This window comes from Erwinia sorbitola, from assembly GCF_009738185.1.
GTDB lineage: Bacteria > Pseudomonadota > Gammaproteobacteria > Enterobacterales > Enterobacteriaceae > Erwinia > Erwinia sorbitola.
In genome coordinates this window covers 4,401,298-4,420,742 of sequence record NZ_CP046509.1, presented here as the reverse complement: position 1 = coordinate 4,420,742, position 19,445 = coordinate 4,401,298, and the positions used below count along the sequence as shown (strand labels likewise).

Genomic DNA, 19,445 nt, shown 5'->3' with positions numbered 1-19,445 from the left:
TTAAATATCCAGTGGGCGGCCTGATGCTGCCCCCGATCCCCGACGGTGCTTATGGACGTTTCTGACCTGCTCGACAGCTTGAATGATAAACAACGCGAAGCCGTAGCTGCCCCGCGCAGCAACTTGCTGGTGCTGGCCGGCGCGGGCAGCGGAAAAACCCGCGTGCTGGTTCATCGTATTGCCTGGCTGATGGCGGTGGAAAACTGCTCTCCTTATTCGATTATGGCGGTGACCTTCACCAACAAAGCGGCGGCCGAGATGCGCCATCGTATCGAGCAGCTGATTGGCACCAGTCAGGGGGGAATGTGGATCGGTACCTTCCACGGGCTGGCGCATCGTCTGCTGCGTGCACACCATCTGGATGCCAACCTGCCGCAGGATTTTCAGATCCTTGACAGTGAAGATCAACTGCGGCTGCTGAAGCGCCTGATCAAGGCGATGAATCTGGATGAGAAGCAGTGGCCCGCCCGTCAGGGAATGTGGTACATCAACGGCAAAAAAGATGAAGGGCTGCGCCCGAAACATATCGAAAGCTACGGCAACCCGATTGAACAGACCTGGCTGCGCATTTATCAGGCCTATCAGGAAGCCTGCGATCGTGCCGGGCTGGTGGACTTCGCCGAGTTGCTGCTGCGTGCGCACGAGCTGTGGCTGAACAAACCGCATATCCTCAATCACTACCGTGAGCGCTTCACCAATATCCTCGTCGACGAATTCCAGGATACCAACAACATTCAGTACGCCTGGATCCGTATGCTGGCGGGTGACACGGGTAAAGTAATTATTGTGGGGGATGACGACCAGTCGATCTACGGCTGGCGCGGGGCGCAGGTGGAAAACATTCAGCGCTTCCTGAAAGATTTCCCGGGTGCGGAAACTATCCGCCTTGAGCAAAACTACCGCTCAACTAACAATATTCTTAAAGCGGCCAATGCCCTGATTGCTAATAACAGTGGTCGTCTTGGTAAAGAGCTGTGGACGGAAGACAGCGACGGCGAGCAGATTGCTCTCTACTGTGCTTTCAACGAGCTGGATGAAGCGCGTTTTGTGGTCAACCGCATCAAAGTATGGATGGAGAACGGCGGCGCGCTGAACGACTGCGCTATTCTCTATCGCAGTAACGCCCAGTCCCGCGTGCTGGAAGAGGCCCTGCTGCAAACCAGCATGCCGTACCGGATCTATGGCGGTATGCGCTTCTTCGAACGTCAGGAAATCAAAGATGCGCTGGCCTATCTGCGCCTGATCTCTAACCGCAATGACGACGCCGCTTTTGAGCGTGTGATCAATACCCCTACGCGCGGCATTGGTGACCGCACCCTTGATGTGGTACGCCAGACTTCACGCGAACGGCAGCTGACGCTGTGGCAGACCACGCGTGTGTTGTTGCAGGAAAAAGCTCTGGCCGGGCGTGCCGCTTCGGCACTGCTGCGCTTTACCGAACTGGTCGACTCACTGGCGCAGGAAACAGCCGAGATGCCGCTGCATGTGCAGACTGACCGGGTAATCAAAGATTCCGGCCTGTGGCTGATGTATGAGCAGGAAAAAGGCGAGAAAGGCCAGGCACGTATCGAAAACCTTGAAGAGCTGGTTAACGCCACGCGGCAGTACAGCTATCAGGATGAAGATCAGGATCTGATGCCGCTCCAGGCATTCCTCTCCCATGCGGCTCTGGAAGCAGGTGAAGGCCAGGCTGATAAGTGGCAGGATGCGGTGCAGCTGATGACCATGCACGCCGCCAAAGGCCTGGAGTTTATGCAGGTGTTTATTGTTGGCATGGAAGAGGGCATGTTCCCCAGCCAGATGTCGCTGGATGAAGGCGGACGGCTGGAAGAGGAGCGGCGCCTGGCCTATGTGGGCGTCACGCGAGCCATGCAGAAGCTGACGCTGACCTACGCCGAAACGCGGCGGCTTTATGGTAAGGAAGTGTATCACCGCCCGTCACGCTTTATCGGTGAACTGCCGGAAGAGTGCGTGGAGGAAGTCCGCCTGCGCGCCAGCGTGAGCCGGCCTGTGAACCATCAGCGCATGGGAACCCCTGTGGCGAAAAATGACAGCGGCTTCGTGCTTGGCCAGCGTGTGCATCACGCTAAATTTGGTGAAGGTACCATCGTCAATCTGGAAGGAAGTGGTGAGCACAGCCGGTTGCAGGTGGCTTTCCAGGGGCAGGGAATCAAGTGGCTGGTTGCCGCTTATGCCAGGCTGGAAGCACTCTGACGCCCTGAAGGGCGCATGGCCCCGCTTGACGCCTTTTTAGTCTCAGCGTAACATGCGCCCACCATTACCCTAAGAGGACATTCGCCTTGGACACACCCAGTACATACTGGCTCACTGACCTGCACCGCAGGTACAACTCCTAAGGCTATCCTCTTTTGCCGATAGCCTTCGTGGTTGTTGGCGACCTCCTTTCCCGTCGCTCTGAGTCAGTTTTGATCGCTGACTGAAACATCTGTTTCCCGTGTTCAAACGCTCTGTCCCATTTTGTTACTGTGATTTTGGGAGTACAGCTTATGTTGAGCGCATTTAAACTCGACCAAAACCGTCTGACCCGTCTTGAACTGGATGATGCTGATGCCAGAGATGAGCTGATCGGTTCCGTCTGGGTTGATCTGATAGAACCCGAAGAAGCGGAGCGTGAACGGGTACAGACAGAGCTGGGCCAGAGCCTGGCAACCCGTCCCGAGCTGGAAGATATCGAGGCCTCCGCACGTTTCTTTGAAGATGAAGACGGCCTGCACATTCACTCATTTTTCTTTTATGAAGATGCCGACGATCACGCGGGGAACTCAACGGTAGCCTTCACCATTCGTGAAGGGCGTCTCTACACCCTGCGCGAACGTGAGCTTCCGGCATTTCGCCTCTACCGTATGCGCGCGCGCAATCAGGTGCTGACTGACGGGAATGCCTATGAGCTGCTGCTCGACCTGTTTGAAACGAAAATCGAACAGCTGGCGGATGAAATAGAGAATATCTACAGCGACCTGGAAAAACTGAGCCGCGTGATAATGGAAGGACAGCAGGGCGATGCTTTTGATGAAGCGCTGTCGACGCTGGCCGAGCTGGAAGATATTGGCTGGAAGGTGCGTCTGTGTCTGATGGATACCCAGCGTGCTCTGAACTTCCTGGTGCGAAAGGCTCGTCTGCCGGGGAATCAGCTGGAGCAGGCCCGCGAGATCCTGCGCGATATCGAATCTCTGCTGCCGCACAACGAATCCCTGTTTCAGAAAGTTAACTTCCTGATGCAGGCGGCGATGGGCTTTATCAATATCGAACAGAACCGCATCATCAAGATCTTCTCGGTGGTTTCAGTGGTGTTCCTGCCGCCAACGCTGGTGGCCTCCAGCTACGGAATGAACTTCGAGTTTATGCCGGAGCTGAAATGGAGCTTTGGTTACCCGGGCGCAATAACGCTGATGATTCTTGCCGGCCTGGCACCTTATGCTTACTTCAAGCGTAAAAACTGGCTGTAACTTCTTATCAGCAATAAAAAAATCGCCCATGTGGCGATTTTTTTATATATGCGGTTTCCCGTCTGACCTTACAAACCCTATCCGTTACGCCGGGGGGGTAGAGGATCGGCGCAATGCCCACAGCGCATCTGCGATAAACAACGCCAGAGCGGCCCAGATAAAGCCAAAGGTAACGATCTTATCTGGCGTCATCTCCTCCCCGTAGAAAATCACCGCCAGCAAGAACATCAGCGTCGGCCCCAGATACTGGAAGAAGCCCACGGTGGAGAGCCTCAGGCGGCTACAGGCGGCGGTAAACAGCATCAGCGGAACGGTAGTGATCACCCCTGCGGCCACCAGCAGCAGATTCAGACTCATGGGATTTTCCCCCAGATGACTGGTCGTGCTGTCGGCGATAGCGAACAGATAGATAGCCGCAGGGATCAACAGCCAGCTGGTTTCAATCAGCATTCCGGTTTGCGCATCAACAGCAATCTTTTTGCGCAGCAGGCCATAAAACGAGAAGCTGACCGCCAGGCCAAGGGCGATGGCTGGCACGGAACCAAACTGCCACACCTGTATCAGCACACCGCAGGCGGCGAGTGCCACCGCCAGCCACTGCAAACGACGAAAGCGTTCGCCCAGAAACACCATCCCCACCAGGACGTTTAACAGTGGATTAATAAAGTAGCCCAGGCTGGCTTCCAGCAAATGGTGGTTATTGACCGCCCAGATATAGAGTAACCAGTTACTGCAAATCACCACGGCAGAGAGCGCCAGCAGCAGCACTTTTTTAGGGTGCCTGGCAATGGTTCTGACATTGTTCCAGTTACGGCAAACACTCAGCAGCACCAGCATAAAGAAAAATGACCAGATCACCCGGTGGGTCATAATCTCCGCCGGGGAAACTTGCTGGATCAGTTTGAAATAGACCGGGGCAACACCCCAGATAAAATAGGCCCCCAGGGCAAATAAAATGCCCTGTCGCGTTTGCTGTTGATTCATTAATTTATCCGATCAGATAGGTCGCAGTGGCGCTGGCAATATGTAATCCCGCGTCGTTATGAAGTTCTACTCTGGCTACCGAAACTTTATTACCGCCCCGCAGCAGGCTGCTGCTGGCAATAAAGCGCTCACCCCGGCCCGGGCGCAGATAATCTACCCGTAAATCGATGGTTCCCATACGCGATAAACGCTGGCGTAACTCCTCTTCCGTGATGCTCTCCTGGCGTGTAAGCGCACTGGTGACGCACACCAGACCGGCGGCAACATCCAGCACCGAAGCAACCACCCCGCCGTGCAGAATTTTCTGCGCAGAATTACCGACCAGCTTGGTTTGGTTCTCCAGGCTCAGTTCAGCATAATCCGACTCAAGGCGATCGAGCTTCAGCCCCAGCGCACAGTTGAACGGCATATGGTAAACAAAAATCTCTCCAATCAGGCGGCGAGCGGCGGCCTGATCCATAGGTACAGCTGACATTAGCGGGTCTTCCTGTAAAGCGTCTTTACCCTTCGTACTCGAATTACTCAGGGTAGAAGTGAAAAAAACATGTTAATGGATTGTATATCTTATGCTTCGTTGAGAGTGCTTTCCACTTTCAGAAATGAGCACTAATCCCTTAGGAGCTTTCTGTGTAGAATGGCGTGCTTTTTATTCATTTATCCGCCTTTCTGGGAGAAACCTATGGCTCTGCTGAAAGGATTGCTGGCGTCAGCAATTCTGTTTCCGTCGTTAGTGCTGGCACAGGAAGCCACAGTAAAAGATGTGCACGATCAGCCGGCAGTACGCGGCAGCATCATTGCCAATTTGCTGGAGAAGCATGATAACCCATTTATCCTGTTTCCTTATGAAAGCAACTATCTGCTTTATACCGATACCAGCAATATCAATAAAGATGCGATCTCATCTTACGACTGGGGAAACAAGGCCAAACACGATGAAGTCAAGTTCAAGCTAAGTCTGGCTTTCCCTCTGTGGCGTGGCATTGCTGGCGATAACTCGGTACTGGCGGCGTCCTATACTCAGCAATCATGGTGGCAGCTTTCCAATCGTGGCGCATCTTCACCGTTTCGTGAAACTAACTACGAGCCGCAGCTGTTTCTTGGCTGGGCTACCGACTACCGTTTAGCCGGCTGGACGTTGCGTGATGTGGAAACGGGTCTTAATCATCAATCCAATGGCCGTTCGGATCCGACGTCACGTAGCTGGAACCGTGTTTACGCCCGATTGATGGCAGAAAACGGTAACTGGCTGGTGGAAGTCAAACCCTGGTACCGTATTCCAGAAAGTGAAAATAATGATGATAACCCTGATATCACTAAGTACATGGGGTATTATCGCCTGACGGTGGGTTACCAGATGGGTGACAGCATCTTCAGCGTGAGAAGTAACTACAACTGGAACAGCGGCTACGGCGGCGCTGAACTCGGCTGGAGCTACCCGATGACCGATCATGTGCGTTTCTACACGCAGGTGTTCAGCGGTTATGGCGAGTCACTTATCGATTATAATCACCGTCAAACGCGCGTCGGTGTCGGCGTGGCGCTCAACGACCTGTTCTAAGGTCGTCGTGACCGGGTGGTGCAGGCCATCTGGTCAGAATTTTATATTTCAGATTTGGGGACGATGTGTCTACGGCAGCAGTCATCAATACAGAAACGCTGGCAGAACAGGTATTGCGCGAGACCTTCGGCTATCAGCAGTTTCGCCCTGGACAACAAGCCATTATCCAGGAATCGCTGAACGGGCGTGACTGTCTGGTGGTCATGCCAACCGGCGGCGGTAAATCACTCTGTTATCAGATCCCAGCCCTGGTGCGTGAAGGTCTGACGCTGGTGGTATCGCCGCTGATCTCTCTGATGAAAGATCAGGTCGATCAGCTGTTGGCGAACGGCGTATCCGCTGCCTGCCTTAACTCAACGCAGAACCGCGAAGAGCAGCAGGAGGTGATGGCGGGCTGCCGGACTGGCAGAATCCGTCTGCTCTATATCGCCCCTGAACGTCTGATGATGGATAACTTCCTCGAACAGCTGATCCACTGGAATCCGGCAATGCTGGCGGTGGATGAAGCTCACTGTATTTCCCAGTGGGGCCATGATTTCCGCCCGGAATACGGTGCGCTTGGTCAGCTGCGTCAGCGCCTGCCTGATGTCCCGGTGATGGCCCTCACCGCCACTGCGGATGAAACGACACGTAACGATATTGCCCGCCTGCTACAGCTGGAAGATCCGCTGATTCAGATCAGCAGTTTTGACCGGCCCAATATCCGCTATACGCTGGTGGAAAAATTTAAACCCACCGAACAGCTGCTGCGCTATGTGCAGGATCAGCGCGGCAAGTGCGGCATTATTTACTGTAACAGCCGGGCAAAAGTAGAAGACACAGCTGCTCGCCTGCAAAGCCGGGGTCTGAGCGTTGGTGCTTACCATGCGGGGATGGATAACGCTCACCGTGCCCACGTGCAGGAAGCCTTCCAGCGTGATGACCTGCAAATTGTGGTGGCAACCGTTGCGTTTGGTATGGGAATTAACAAACCTAACGTGCGCTTTGTGGTGCATTTTGATATTCCGCGCAATATCGAATCCTACTATCAGGAAACCGGCCGTGCGGGGCGTGATGGCCTCCCTGCTGAGGCACTGCTGCTCTACGATCCGGCGGATATGGCCTGGCTGCGCCGCTGCCTGGAAGAGAAAGCGCCAGGGCCGCTACAGGATATCGAACGCCATAAGCTGAATGCGATGGGGGCATTTGCCGAAGCGCAGACCTGCCGCCGTCTGGTACTGCTGAACTACTTCGGTGAAGGCCGGCAGCAGCCTTGTGATAACTGCGATATTTGCCTTGATCCGCCTCGTCGTTACGATGGTCTGGTGGAAGCACAGAAAGCGCTTTCCTGTATCTACCGCGTAGGCCAGCGTTTTGGCATGGTTTACATTGTGGAGATTCTGCGTGGGGCGAATAACCAGCGTATTCGTGATATGCAGCATGATAAGTTGCCGGTGTATGGCATTGGCCGCGAGCAAAGCCACGAGCACTGGACCAGCGTCCTGCGCCAGCTGATCCATCTTGGTCTGGTAACGCAAAATATCGCCATGCATTCGGCCTTACAGCTGACTGAAGCTGCGCGTCCGATCCTGCGCGGTGAAGCGCCTCTGATGCTGGCTGTGCCGCGTCTGGTCAGCGTTAAACCACGTAACAGCAATCAGAAATCCTATGCTGGCAGCTATGACCGCAAGCTATTTGCCAAACTGCGTAAGCTGCGTAAATCGATTGCCGATGAAGCGAACGTTCCGCCTTATGTGGTGTTTAATGACGCCACGCTGATTGAAATGGCAGAACAGATGCCGCTGACGGCATCCGAGATGCTGAGTGTCAATGGTGTCGGACAGAAGAAGCTGGAGCGATTTGGCAGACCATTTATGGTGATGATCAAAGAACATGTCGACGGTGCGCACGACGACGAGTAATTCCGCATTATTGGCGAGGAGCGCCTCGCCCTTACTGTTAAGCGATTCTGCGTGCCGAAGCCAGCAGTGCACCCACGGCAATAAATAGTCCGCCAAAAATTCTGTTAAGTAACTTCATCTGATGCGGCCCTTTAATCCATGCGGAAATACGCGTGGCCAGCGTGGCATAGCCAATCATCACGATAATATCTACTACCACTGTCGTGACGCCCAGCACCAGATACTGCATCGCCTGCGGCTGGTGGGGCAGGATGAACTGTGGGAAAAGAGCCGCCAGAAACACAATGCTTTTAGGGTTGGTCAGGTTCACCAGCACAGCGCGTTTAAACAGCCTGCGGCGCGGCATCGCTTTTGCCACCGCATTGAGGTCGATGGCACCCGCAGAGCGCCACTGCTGAATACCCAGCCAGACCAGGTATGCAGCACCCGCCCATTTGAGTATTTCAAAGGCCAGCAGCGACTGGGAAAACAGTGCGCCCAGCCCAATCCCAACCAGCATAATATGCAGCGACAAACCAACCTGAAGACCGGAAATTGACGCAACGGCACCGCGATAACCGTGGCTGATACCTGTACTCATGGTATTGATGGCCCCTGAACCCGGGGAGAGACTCAAGATACTGGTTGTTAAAAGATAGGTCAGCCACCACTCGATGGTCATGGGTAAGACTCCCGAAAAACGCTCAATTGTGACACAATACGTTATTGTTGAATGCTGCGCTACGGGGAACCTTCCCTCTTTTTTTAAGGCATATGACCTGTAGAATTCGAGTTGCCGCCAATGCACAGGCACCAAAATAGGCCCCATAAGGGAACCTGGAGTATGAAGGGTACAACTTTCTGGAAATGAATCTGATGGAACACCATAAGCACAACTGGTCGACACGTGAAAAGGCCTTTGCGGCGTTTGCTACAGGCCCGTTGCTGGATTTCTGGAAGTTACGGGAAGAAGACGAGTTTGCCGGTGTTGAAAACGTACCGATCCGCTATGTTCGTTTCATCTCACCGCAACACGATAAAGTCATACTGCTGTGCCCGGGGCGTATCGAAAGCTATGTGAAATATCCTGAACTGGCTTATGACCTGTTTCATAGCGGTTATGATGTGATCATTATCGATCATCGCGGACAGGGGCGATCTGGCCGCCTGTTGCAAGATTCTCATCGTGGTCATGTCGTTGAGTTTGAAGATTATGTCGACGATCTCGAAACGCTCTATCTGAAAGAGATTGTCGCCCGTCACTATCGTCATCGCTACGCGCTGGCCCATTCAATGGGGGGAGCGATACTGGCGCTGATGCTGGCTCGCCAGCCTGCGGCGTTTGATGCAGTGGCGCTGGCGTCACCAATGTTTGGCATCTTCCTGCCAATGCCATTCTGGATGGCAAATTCCATCCTGAACTGGGCAGAAAAATATCCGGCAGTGCGTGAAGGCTATGCGCTTGGTACGGGAAAATGGTATGCGCGCCCGTTCGCTATCAACGAACTGACCCACAGCCGCGAGCGCTACCGCCGTAACCTGCGGTTCTATGCTGACGACCCCGGCCTGCGCGTGGGTGGCCCCACTTATCACTGGGTGAGAGAAGGGGTTCGGGCCGGACACAGCGTGTTAAGCCAGGCGGCTCAGATATCGACGCCGCTGCTGCTGCTCCAGGCTGCGGAAGATAAAGTGGTGGATAACCGCGCTCAGGATCTGTTTTGCCAGACGATGGTAGCGGCGGGCCAGCCTTGTGAAGGTGGCGGGCCGATGATTATTGAAGGAGCGCGCCATGAGATCCTGTTTGAAAAAGACAGTATGCGTGCCGTAGCGCTGGAAGCTATCCTGGAGTTTTATGCCCGCCACGCCTGAGCGGGCAGAATTACGTTGCCGGCGGGTGCTGTTTGCCCGCCAAAAATCTTAACCAGAGGTGTTATGTACCCTATTGTTGCTTCAGACCTGGATGGCACGCTGCTGTCACCAGACCACACGCTTTCTGCTTTTGCCCGCGAAACGCTACAGTTACTCACCCGTAAAGGCATTCATTTTGTTTTTGCTACTGGCCGCCATTATATCGATGTGGCACAGATGCGTGATAGCCTGGGCATCGACGCTTATATGATTACCTCGAATGGTGCGCGTGTGCACAATACGGCGGGTGAGCTGGTGTTCAGCCATAATCTTGATGAAGATATCGCACTTGAGCTGTTTGGCATGCAGCACGCTAACCCTGATATCTTTACCAACGTATACCGCGATGAAGAGTGGTTCCTCAACCGCCATCGTCCAGAAGAGATGGATTTCTTCCGTGAATCTGACTTTAACTATCAGATCTATCAGCCGGGTCAGCTGGCGACGGACGGTATCAGTAAAGTGTTCTTCACCTGTGCGATACCAGAACTGCTGATCCCTCTGGAGCAGGCTCTGATAGCACGCTGGGGTGACCGGGTTAACGTCAGCTTCTCGTTGCCAACCTGTCTTGAAGTGATGGCGGGCGGCGTTTCCAAAGGCCATGCGCTGGATGCGGTGTCAAAATCCCTCGGCTACTCGCTAAAGGAGTGCATCGCATTTGGTGACGGCATGAATGATAAAGAGATGCTGAGTATGGCGGGTAAAGGCTGCATTATGCAGAACTCTCATCAGCGCCTGAAGGATATCCTGCCGGAGCTGGAAGTGATTGGGTCAAATGCTGACCAGGCCGTGCCTCACTATCTACGTGAGTTGTTCGGAGTTTAATTCTGGTGAAAATAAACCTCAGGCTGGTCGTTTTCAGATCGGCCCCGAGGTTGATTAGTGTTTTAAGTCAGGGATCGCTTACGCTTTTGGTGGACGAATTTTCATCGTCAGACCTTTAAGGAAATTACGCAGGATCTGATCGCCGCATTCGCGGTAGTTTTTATGGCCTGGTTTCCGGAAAATAGCGCCAATCTCTGACTGCCCAACCGCGAAATCAGCGTTTTTCAGCAGTTCCAGGATATCGGTAGTTTTCAGGTCGAAGGCAACGCGCAGCTTCTTCATGATGATGTTGTTGGTCATCTTGCGTTCGATGGATGGCGCTGGTGCATCTTCGCTTTTACCGCGACGTTCAAAAATCAAACCATTCAGAAAGTAACCCATGATGACATCAGGGCAGGGGCGATAGCCGGCTTCATCCTCTTTTTTCAGGAAGCTGTGCACTTCGGCTTCTGTTACTTCGCTCTCTGCCAGCGCCAGAATGCTTACAACTTTAGCATCGCTTAAATTCAGCATGTAACGCACGCTGCGCAGGACATCGTTATTGGTCATAGGGACTCTCTATAGTGAAACAATTGCAGTGGGCGCAGTATAACCCTTCATCCCTCAGGCTGCATCTGCGTTAGCGGCGTGCGCGCAACTGAATCACTATTTCATGCCTGCCTGTTAACACAGCGCCAGCGTTAACAGACGGGGGCAACGTCAGGTTGGTGTCTGCGAGGGGTGAGGAACTCCGGGAAGTGAAGCGTCGCGTACCCGTGGAAGATGATCGCAGGCGTGCTGGCGCGCCGACCGAATAAAGGCCTCAACCACCGGCTGACGCTGTTCGCCGTCGCGTACTGCCGCGTACAGGCGGCTCCACAGACCATCACCCAGCGATTTGGTTACCACCAGCCCCTGATGTTCAAAACTCTCCACTACCCAGTGTGGCAGGGCAGCAATCCCCATCTGAGCTGACACCATCTGAATAAGAAGCAGCGTGTTATCAACACTTTTCAGCGCCGGGCTGACGCCTGCTGGCTGTAGGAAATGACGCCAGATATCCAGTCGCTGACGCTGAACCGGATAAATCATTAACACTTCACTGGCCAGATCCTCTGGGGAAATATGGTTTTTCTGCGCCAGCGGATGGTCGGGAGCCAACACCAGGCGCACTTCAAAATCAAACATTGGCGAATAGAACAGCCCGCTGCGCGGCAAAATATCGGAGGTCAGCACCACATCCAGCTCTCCCTGTTGCAGGGCGGGCTGAGGGTCAAATGTCACCCCTGATTTAAAGTCCATCACTACCTGTGGCCAGCTCTTACGGAAATTGTTCAGCGCCGGGGTCAGCCACTGAATACAGCTGTGGCATTCAATGGCGATGCGCAGCGTGGTCTGGTGCGGCTCGTGACAGGCCTGCAGCGCCTGCTGGATCTGTGGCAGCACCTGTTCAGCCAGCTGCAGTAAGACTTCTCCCTGCGGCGTGAAACGCAGCGGCTGGCTTTTACGCACAAACAGCCGGAACCCCAGACGTTGCTCCAGGTCGCTGAACTGATGAGATAACGCTGACTGCGTTTGATGAAGCTGGGCAGCCGCCGCCGCGAGCGAACCTGTCGTTCGCAGTGCCTGCAACGTTCGCAGGTGTTTAAGTTCAATCATGAGAATCCTTCACATCGACAATGAACATATTGCGCTTGTGGATAATACAGTACCTGCACATTATAGCGGTGTAAACATCTGGATGGCTAAATGACTCCGCTGATAAGTTTGATGGTCATTTTTCCTCCCGGCTGTGCTCAGAATATCCGCCTACTTAAGTGTAAGTACGCTCCGCTTCTTCTGCACGGCCCTATGCAAACTGACAACAACACTTATATCAGCTGGCTCTGATCGATCCGGCAAAGAATAATTAAACGAGGCACAACTGATGACTATTCTGAACCATACTCTCGGATTTCCCCGCGTTGGTCTGCGTCGCGAACTGAAAAAAGCGCAGGAAAGCTACTGGGCTGGCACCACCAGCCAGGAAGATCTACTGGCAACCGGCCGGGAGCTGCGTGCCCGCCACTGGCAACAGCAGAAAGATGCTGGCGTGAATCTGCTGCCGGTAGGCGACTTCGCCTGGTACGATCACGTACTCACCACCAGCCTGCTGCTGGGTAACGTGCCTGCGCGTCACCAGAATAAAGATGGCTCAGTTGACCTCGATACCCTGTTCCGCCTTGGCCGTGGACGTGCGCCGACCGGTGAACCCGCCGCAGCGGCAGAAATGACTAAATGGTTTAACACCAACTATCACTATATGGTGCCGGAGTTTGTTCAGGGTCAGCAGTTCAAACTGACCTGGACACAGCTGCTGGATGAAGTCGATGAAGCGCTGGCGCTGGGTCATAAAGTGAAGCCTGTGCTGCTTGGCCCGGTAACTTATCTGTGGCTTGGCAAAGTCAAAGGGGATCAGTTTGATCGCCTGAGTCTGCTGAAAGACATTCTCCCGGTCTACCAGCAGGTGCTGGCTGAACTGGCTAAGCGTGATATCGAATGGGTGCAGATTGATGAGCCAGCACTGGCGCTGGAACTGCCTGCCGAGTGGCAGGCGGCGTTCAAACCAGCCTACGATGCGCTGCAAGGTAAGACCAAACTGCTGCTGACCACCTATTTCGACAGCATTGGTCAGAACATTGACACGATTATTGCGCTGCCGGTACAGGGTCTGCACGTCGACCTGGTTCACGGTAAAGATGATATCGCTGTGCTGAACAGCAAAGTACCGGCAAACTGGCTGCTGTCCGTTGGTGTCATTAATGGCCGTAACGTCTGGCGTGCGGATCTGAGCAGCTGGTTTGAGCGTCTGCAACCCCTGGTTGGAGCACGTAAGCAGCTGTGGATCGGTTCTTCCTGTTCACTGCTGCACAGCCCGATCGACCTCAGCGTTGAAACCCGTCTTGATGACGAAGTGAAAAGCTGGTTTGCCTTTGCGCTGCAAAAGTGTGCAGAGCTGTCACTGTTGAGCAATGCGCTGAACAATAACGATCCGGCATCACTCGAAGCGTGGAGTGCGCCAATCCGTGCCCGCAAAAACTCCACCCGCGTACACAACACGGCAGTGGCCCAGCGTCTGGCAGCGATTACCGCTAAAGACAGCCAGCGCAACAATAGCTATCAGGTGCGTGCAGCAGCCCAGCGTCAGCGTTTCCATCTGCCTGCCTGGCCTACCACCACCATTGGTTCATTCCCGCAAACCACTGAAATCCGTGGCCTGCGCCTTGATTTTAAACAGGGTCGCCTGGATGGCAAAAACTACCGTACCGGCATTGCTGAACATATCAAGCAGGCGATTGTTGAGCAGGAGCGCTTAGGGCTGGACGTACTGGTACACGGTGAAGCTGAACGTAACGACATGGTGGAGTATTTCGGTGAAAACCTGGATGGTTTCATCTTCACGCAGAACGGCTGGGTACAGAGCTACGGTTCACGCTGTGTGAAACCACCGGTCATTATCGGTGACGTTAGCCGTCCGGAAGCGATTACCGTTGAGTGGGCGAAGTACGCTCAGTCACTGACCGACAAACCGGTCAAAGGCATGCTGACAGGCCCGGTAACCATTCTGTGCTGGTCCTTCCCGCGGGAAGATGTATCACGTGAAACTATCGCCAAACAGATTGCACTGGCACTGCGAGATGAGGTGGAAGACCTGGAAAAAGCCGGAATCGGTATCATCCAGATCGACGAACCTGCACTGCGTGAAGGCCTGCCGTTGCACCGCTCTGACTGGGCTGCTTATCTGGAGTGGGCGGTGGATGCTTTCCGTCTGAATGCCGCTGTAGCGCAGGATGACACACAGATTCACACCCATATGTGTTATTGCGAGTTCAATGACATCATGGATTCGATCGCTGCACTCGATGCTGACGTGATCACCATTGAAACCTCGCGTTCTGATATGGAACTGCTGGAGTCGTTTGAGGAGTTCGAATACCCGAATGAAATCGGTCCCGGCGTATATGACATTCACTCGCCAAACGTTCCGAGCGTGGAGTGGATGGAAGCGCTGCTGTTGAAAGCGGCAAAACGTATCCCGACTGAGCGTCTGTGGGTGAATCCAGACTGCGGTCTGAAAACGCGCGGCTGGCCGGAAACTCGCCAGGCGCTGGCGAATATGGTTAAAGCGGCGCAGAACCTGCGCAACGCACAAAAAGCATAATTCTCTGTGTTGTTGATGTAATTGTGTAGTGCTTATTAGGGGTGCCTGGCACCCCTTTTTTTATGCTTTTGGCGCAACGCCATACTGTTTAAACCATGCCAGCATTCGCTGCCAGCCATCCCGGGCCGACTCAGCGTGATAGCTTGGGCGATAGTCGGCATTAAAGGCATGCCCGGCATCGGGATAAACAATAATTTCCGCGTCGGCATTCGCCGCCCGCAGGGCATGACGCATGGTCTCCACGCTATCCAGCGGGATGCTCTCATCCTTACCGCCGTAGAGGCCCAGAACGGGTGAATTAAGATCCACCGCAATATCCACCGGCTGCTTCTGCTGCTTCATGGTTTTTTCACCCACCAGTTTGCCATACCAGGCAACGGCGGCTTTCAGCTGCGGATTGTGCGCGGCATACAGCCAGGTAATCCGCCCGCCCCAGCAAAAACCGGTGGCAGCCATATTGCGCATATCACCGCCGTGACGCGCGGCCCAGTTAGCCACGTGGTCAAGATCGGCCAGTACCTGACTGTCCGGCACCTGGCTCACCAGTTCCTTAAAAAGAGTGGGGATATCGGTATAATCAGCAGGATCGCCCTGACGGAAGTAAAGCTCAGGTGCCACCGCCAGATAGCCTTCAGCGGCAAGGCGACGGCAGATATCGCGGATATGTTCATGAACCCCAAAAATCTCCTGAATCACCAGCACTACCGGCAACAGCCCCTCAGCATGGCGTGGTTTAGCATGGAAGGCAGGCATATTCTCACCCTGGGTGGGAATCGAGGTTTCACCCGACAGAATATCTGCGCTCTCAGTCGTTATCGTAGTCGCTGCGGTGGGAAGCGTCGCGGGCGCAAAGCCTTTATTGCTCAATTCTTGCGTCGTGTTATCGTCGGTTTTCATTCTCTTCTCCCTCTTCTCCGTGCATGCGCATAGACGATCGGCATTCAGGTTTTAACTATAGCCAGGAATGCGATGGGGCAGGCGTCGCCTCAGGATCTCATAACACCAGATAAGCCTGAACCACAGAGCCTGGGGTGTGAAAGTGACCAGAATACATATGATAATGTGACGAATGTCACTGTTACTAATGTAATTAATGCAACTTTCATTTGTATTGTCGATGTTAATCACATAAAAATTCCGCTGACTTGCTTACTATAATAGTGAGTTAACTATCCCCCGTTTCCCGTTACAGGAGTTTGAAATGGCACAGTCTGATGTTTTTCACCTTGGCTTAACGAAAGCTGATCTTCAGGGCGCCACGCTGGCGATCGTGCCGGGCGATCCGGAGCGCGTGAAGAAAATTGCCGCCCTGATGGACAATCCGGTTCATCTGGCTTCGCACCGTGAATTTACCACCTGGCGTGCCGAATTATCCGGTAAATCAGTGATAGTCTGCTCAACCGGCATCGGTGGCCCGTCCACGTCTATTGCCGTCGAAGAGCTGGCGCAGCTGGGCGTGCGTACTTTCCTGCGCGTCGGCACCACCGGAGCCATCCAGCCGAACATCAACGTCGGTGACGTGCTGGTCACTACGGGTTCTGTGCGCCTTGATGGTGCCAGCCTGCACTTTGCTCCGCTGGAGTTCCCTGCTGTGGCTGACTTTACCTGTACCACTGCGCTGGTTGAGGCGGCTAAAGCGGCGGGAGCCACCACCCATATTGGTGTTACCGCTTCGTCGGATACCTTCTACCCGGGCCAGGAGCGTTACGACACCTTCTCCGGACGTGTGGTCAGCCGCTTCCAGAACTCGATGAAAGAGTGGCAGCAGATGGGCGTGCTGAACTATGAGATGGAATCAGCCACGCTGCTTACCATGTGTGCCAGCCAGGGGCTGCGTGCCGGGATGGTAGCCGGAGTGATTGTGAACCGTACCCAGCAGGAAATCCCTGATGCGGAAACCATGAAACGCACCGAAAGCGATGCGGTGAAGATCGTTGTCGATGCTGCCCGTCGTCTGATCTAAGCTTTCTTACTCTGTCGGCCGTGCTCACGCGCGGCCTGCAACCCCCTTCATCCGCTGTCATTAAATTCAGATCCTCCGCGACAATTCTCACAGTGCCTTTCACTTCGTAATTTTTTATCTGGACATTCATACAGTGCGCCTCTATTTTTGCCCTGTTAAGCCCTTCATACTTCAAGCTGCTTGGGTGTTGGCTGCGCTCACTCATCCTGGTCACATAGTTTTTCTATGCTCCCGGGGATTCACTCGCTTGCCGCCTACAAGCAACTCGAATTATTTTGGGTATAGGGTTTGATCAGGAGAAGCAGGGTGGATGCAACAGTCATATACGGCGTAGGTTCTGGTCTGGTCGGTTTACTGGCGGGGTGGTTAATCGCAGGGATCCGCAGCCAGCAGCAGCTGGCAAATGGTGAAACTGAACGGCGTCTGCTTCAGCAGTCGGTAGAGCAGGCCGGATCTGAGCGTCAGCGCCAGCAGCAGCAGCTTGATGCGCTACTCCTCACGCAAAAACAGAATGAGCAGGAGCTGCGCCAGCTGCATGGTTCGCTGGCGGCGGCCGGAGAGAAGCTTCATCATCTTGATCACTGGCGCAGTGAAACCGAGCAGTTAACGCGCGAGCTGCGTAATCAGCTGGAGATCAATGCCTCGCAGGAGGCCGAACTGCGCGAGGTCACCATCCGTCTTGAAGAGACGCGCATGGCGGCGGAAGAGAAGCAGCGGCTGCTGGTCAACAGTGAACAGCGTCTTAACGCGCAGTTTGAAAATCTGGCAAACCGTATTTTTGAAAACAGCGGCCGCAGGGTGGATGAGCAAAACCGTCAAAGCCTGCACGGCCTGATCACCCCGCTGCGTGAACAGCTGGAGGGATTCCGTCGTCAGGTTCAGGAAGGTTTTGGTCAGGAAGCACGTGAGCGACACACGCTTGCCCATGAAATACGCAACCTGCAACAGTTGAATGCCCAAATGGCACAGGAAGCGATTAATCTTACCAAAGCGTTGAAAGGCGATAACAAAACTCAGGGTAACTGGGGGGAAGTGATCCTCAGCCGTGTGCTGGAAGCTTCAGGCTTGCGGGAAGGTCATGAATACGAAACCCAGGTCAACATTCAGCTTGAGCAGAACGGAAGAATGCAGCCCGATGTGATTGTGCGTCTGCCGCAGGGTAAGGATGTGGTCATTGACGCGAAAATGACGCTGGTGGCCTACGAGCGCTATTTCAACGGTGAGGACGAAGCCGCGCGTGAGCTGGCTATTACCGACCATATTGCGGCCATTCGCGGGCATTTACGTCTGCTGAGTCGTAAAGATTACCAACAATTACCCGGTTTACGCTCGCTGGATTATGTGTTGATGTTTATCCCGGTTGAACCGGCCTTCCTGCTGGCTATCGACAGGCAGCCGGAGCTGATCAATGAGGCGCTTAACCAGAACATCATGCTGGTCAGCCCGACGACGCTGCTGGTGGCACTGCGCACCATTAATAACCTGTGGCGCTATGAGCACCAAAGCCGCCACGCCCAGCGAATAGCTGACCGCGCAGCAAGGCTTTATGACAAGATGCGTCTGTTTGTGGATGATATGAGTGCCATCGGTCAGAACCTTGATAAAGCTCAGGATAGCTACCGTCAGGCGATGAAAAAATTGTCTGAAGGTCGGGGGAATTTGATCGCCCAGACCGAAGGTTTTCGCCAGATGGGGGTGGAAGTAAAACGCCCGATTAACCCCAGGCTGGTGGAACAGGCATTGCCAGAGGCTGACGACGAGGCCGATGAAGACGATGATATACCGCCTGCGGAAAAGACGGAATTTTCGCCGGATGCAACACCTCGTCGCATCAATGAATAAGCGTACGGTCAGTGCCTGGCCTGCGTGACTCTGGTACACTTGGCAAATATTTGATTGTAGAGCAGGCAAAACAAATGGCAGATGAATCAAAGGACACAACCCACTTCGGCTATCGCACCGTTGCGAAAGACGAAAAGGCCGATATGGTTGCTGATGTTTTCCATTCCGTTGCGGCAAAATATGACCTGATGAATGACCTGATGTCATTCGGCATTCACCGCATCTGGAAGCGTTTTACCATTGATTCCAGCGGCGTGCGCCGTGGGCAACGCGTTCTCGATCTGGCTGGCGGTACTGGCGATCTTACGGCGAAATTTTCACGCCTGGTGGGTGAAACCGGTGAAGTGGTACTGGCAGATATCAACAGCTCAATGCTGAAAGTCGGCCGCGAAAAGCTGCGTAATAAAGGCATCATCGGTAACGTTAGCTATGTGCAGGCGAATGCCGAAGCACTGCCGTTTCCCGATAACTACTTCGACTGCATCACCATCGCTTTCGGCCTGCGTAATGTGACTGAAAAAGAGAAAGCACTGGCCTCTATGTTCCGCGTACTGAAGCCGGGCGGACGTCTGCTGGTGCTGGAGTTCTCCAAGCCGCAATTCGCGCCATTAAGCAAAGCCTACGATGCTTATTCATTCCATATCCTGCCGCGCATTGGCGAAATGGTCGCGAAGGATGCAGGCAGCTATCGCTACCTGGCAGAATCTATTCGTATGCATCCCGATCAGGAAACCCTGAAGCAGATGATGAACGATGTTGGTTTTGAAAACACCACGTATCACAATCTGACGGGCGGCATTGTTGCCTTGCACCGCGGATTTAAGTTTTAAGCAGGGAA

At 54.0% G+C, this 19,445-nt stretch carries 16 protein-coding genes; 10 read left to right on the top strand and 6 right to left on the bottom strand.

Annotated features, from left to right (window positions below; translation table 11 throughout):
* The first annotated feature begins 51 nt into the window (after nucleotides 1-51).
* Nucleotides 52-2,214: a DNA helicase II gene (gene uvrD, locus GN242_RS20015; protein ID WP_154754496.1), complete on the top strand. Its 2,163-nt coding sequence runs from the start codon at nucleotides 52-54 to the stop codon at nucleotides 2,212-2,214.
* Between the two features lie 293 nt (nucleotides 2,215-2,507).
* Nucleotides 2,508-3,467 carry a magnesium/cobalt transporter CorA gene (corA, locus tag GN242_RS20010; RefSeq protein ID WP_154754497.1) on the top strand — a complete coding sequence of 320 codons (960 nt, stop codon included), beginning with the start codon at nucleotides 2,508-2,510 and terminating at the stop codon, nucleotides 3,465-3,467.
* An 84-nt stretch (nucleotides 3,468-3,551) separates the two neighbouring features.
* Here corA and rarD read toward each other — a convergent pair whose 3' ends face one another.
* Nucleotides 3,552-4,451, bottom strand: a complete 900-nt coding sequence (rarD, locus tag GN242_RS20005) for an EamA family transporter RarD (protein ID WP_154754498.1) — start codon at nucleotides 4,449-4,451, stop codon at nucleotides 3,552-3,554.
* A gap of 4 nt (nucleotides 4,452-4,455) precedes the next feature.
* Nucleotides 4,456-4,926, bottom strand: coding sequence for a thioesterase family protein (locus tag GN242_RS20000; protein ID WP_156288093.1), 471 nt, complete (start codon nucleotides 4,924-4,926; stop codon nucleotides 4,456-4,458).
* A gap of 204 nt (nucleotides 4,927-5,130) precedes the next feature.
* Here GN242_RS20000 and pldA point away from each other — a divergent pair, with 204 nt between their 5' ends.
* Both pldA and recQ read left to right on the top strand, forming a co-directional pair.
* Nucleotides 5,131-6,009, top strand: a complete 879-nt coding sequence (gene pldA, locus GN242_RS19995) for a phospholipase A (RefSeq protein WP_154754500.1) — start codon at nucleotides 5,131-5,133, stop codon at nucleotides 6,007-6,009.
* A gap of 65 nt (nucleotides 6,010-6,074) precedes the next feature.
* Nucleotides 6,075-7,910, top strand: coding sequence for an ATP-dependent DNA helicase RecQ (recQ, locus tag GN242_RS19990; protein ID WP_156288092.1), 1,836 nt, complete (start codon nucleotides 6,075-6,077; stop codon nucleotides 7,908-7,910).
* Nucleotides 7,911-7,947: 37 nt separating this feature from the next.
* Here the strand turns inward: recQ and rhtB are convergent, their stop codons facing one another.
* Nucleotides 7,948-8,571, bottom strand: a complete 624-nt coding sequence (rhtB, locus tag GN242_RS19985) for a homoserine/homoserine lactone efflux protein (protein ID WP_154754501.1) — start codon at nucleotides 8,569-8,571, stop codon at nucleotides 7,948-7,950.
* 194 nt (nucleotides 8,572-8,765) lie between these two features.
* Between rhtB and pldB the strand changes: the two genes are divergently transcribed.
* On the top strand, nucleotides 8,766-9,758 hold the full coding sequence (gene pldB, locus GN242_RS19980) for a lysophospholipase L2 (protein WP_154754502.1): 993 nt from the start codon (nucleotides 8,766-8,768) through the stop codon (nucleotides 9,756-9,758).
* A gap of 63 nt (nucleotides 9,759-9,821) precedes the next feature.
* Nucleotides 9,822-10,622, top strand: a complete 801-nt coding sequence (gene yigL / locus GN242_RS19975; protein WP_154754503.1) for a sugar/pyridoxal phosphate phosphatase YigL — start codon at nucleotides 9,822-9,824, stop codon at nucleotides 10,620-10,622.
* Nucleotides 10,623-10,700: 78 nt separating this feature from the next.
* Here yigL and GN242_RS19970 read toward each other — a convergent pair whose 3' ends face one another.
* Together GN242_RS19970 and metR are read right to left on the bottom strand one after the other, a co-directional pair.
* Nucleotides 10,701-11,171 carry a YehS family protein gene (locus GN242_RS19970; protein WP_154754504.1) on the bottom strand — a complete coding sequence of 157 codons (471 nt, stop codon included), beginning with the start codon at nucleotides 11,169-11,171 and terminating at the stop codon, nucleotides 10,701-10,703.
* A 150-nt stretch (nucleotides 11,172-11,321) separates the two neighbouring features.
* A complete protein-coding gene (metR, locus tag GN242_RS19965) occupies nucleotides 11,322-12,260 on the bottom strand; it encodes an HTH-type transcriptional regulator MetR (protein ID WP_154754505.1) in 939 nt (312 codons plus the stop codon).
* Between the two features lie 268 nt (nucleotides 12,261-12,528).
* Between metR and metE the strand changes: the two genes are divergently transcribed.
* The gene (gene metE, locus GN242_RS19960; RefSeq protein ID WP_156288091.1) at nucleotides 12,529-14,802 is read left to right on the top strand and encodes a 5-methyltetrahydropteroyltriglutamate--homocysteine S-methyltransferase; all 2,274 of its coding nucleotides are present in this window, start codon (nucleotides 12,529-12,531) and stop codon (nucleotides 14,800-14,802) included.
* A 60-nt stretch (nucleotides 14,803-14,862) separates the two neighbouring features.
* Here the strand turns inward: metE and GN242_RS19955 are convergent, their stop codons facing one another.
* The gene (locus tag GN242_RS19955; RefSeq protein WP_154754507.1) at nucleotides 14,863-15,699 is read right to left on the bottom strand and encodes a dienelactone hydrolase family protein; all 837 of its coding nucleotides are present in this window, start codon (nucleotides 15,697-15,699) and stop codon (nucleotides 14,863-14,865) included.
* A gap of 304 nt (nucleotides 15,700-16,003) precedes the next feature.
* Here GN242_RS19955 and udp point away from each other — a divergent pair, with 304 nt between their 5' ends.
* From udp to ubiE, 3 genes are all read left to right on the top strand, one after another.
* A complete protein-coding gene (udp, locus tag GN242_RS19950) occupies nucleotides 16,004-16,765 on the top strand; it encodes a uridine phosphorylase (RefSeq protein WP_154754508.1) in 762 nt (253 codons plus the stop codon).
* A gap of 306 nt (nucleotides 16,766-17,071) precedes the next feature.
* Nucleotides 17,072-18,607: a DNA recombination protein RmuC gene (rmuC, locus tag GN242_RS19945; RefSeq protein WP_156288090.1), complete on the top strand. Its 1,536-nt coding sequence runs from the start codon at nucleotides 17,072-17,074 to the stop codon at nucleotides 18,605-18,607.
* Between the two features lie 74 nt (nucleotides 18,608-18,681).
* Nucleotides 18,682-19,437 carry a bifunctional demethylmenaquinone methyltransferase/2-methoxy-6-polyprenyl-1,4-benzoquinol methylase UbiE gene (gene ubiE, locus GN242_RS19940; protein WP_154754510.1) on the top strand — a complete coding sequence of 252 codons (756 nt, stop codon included), beginning with the start codon at nucleotides 18,682-18,684 and terminating at the stop codon, nucleotides 19,435-19,437.
* Nucleotides 19,438-19,445: the final 8 nt, after the last annotated feature.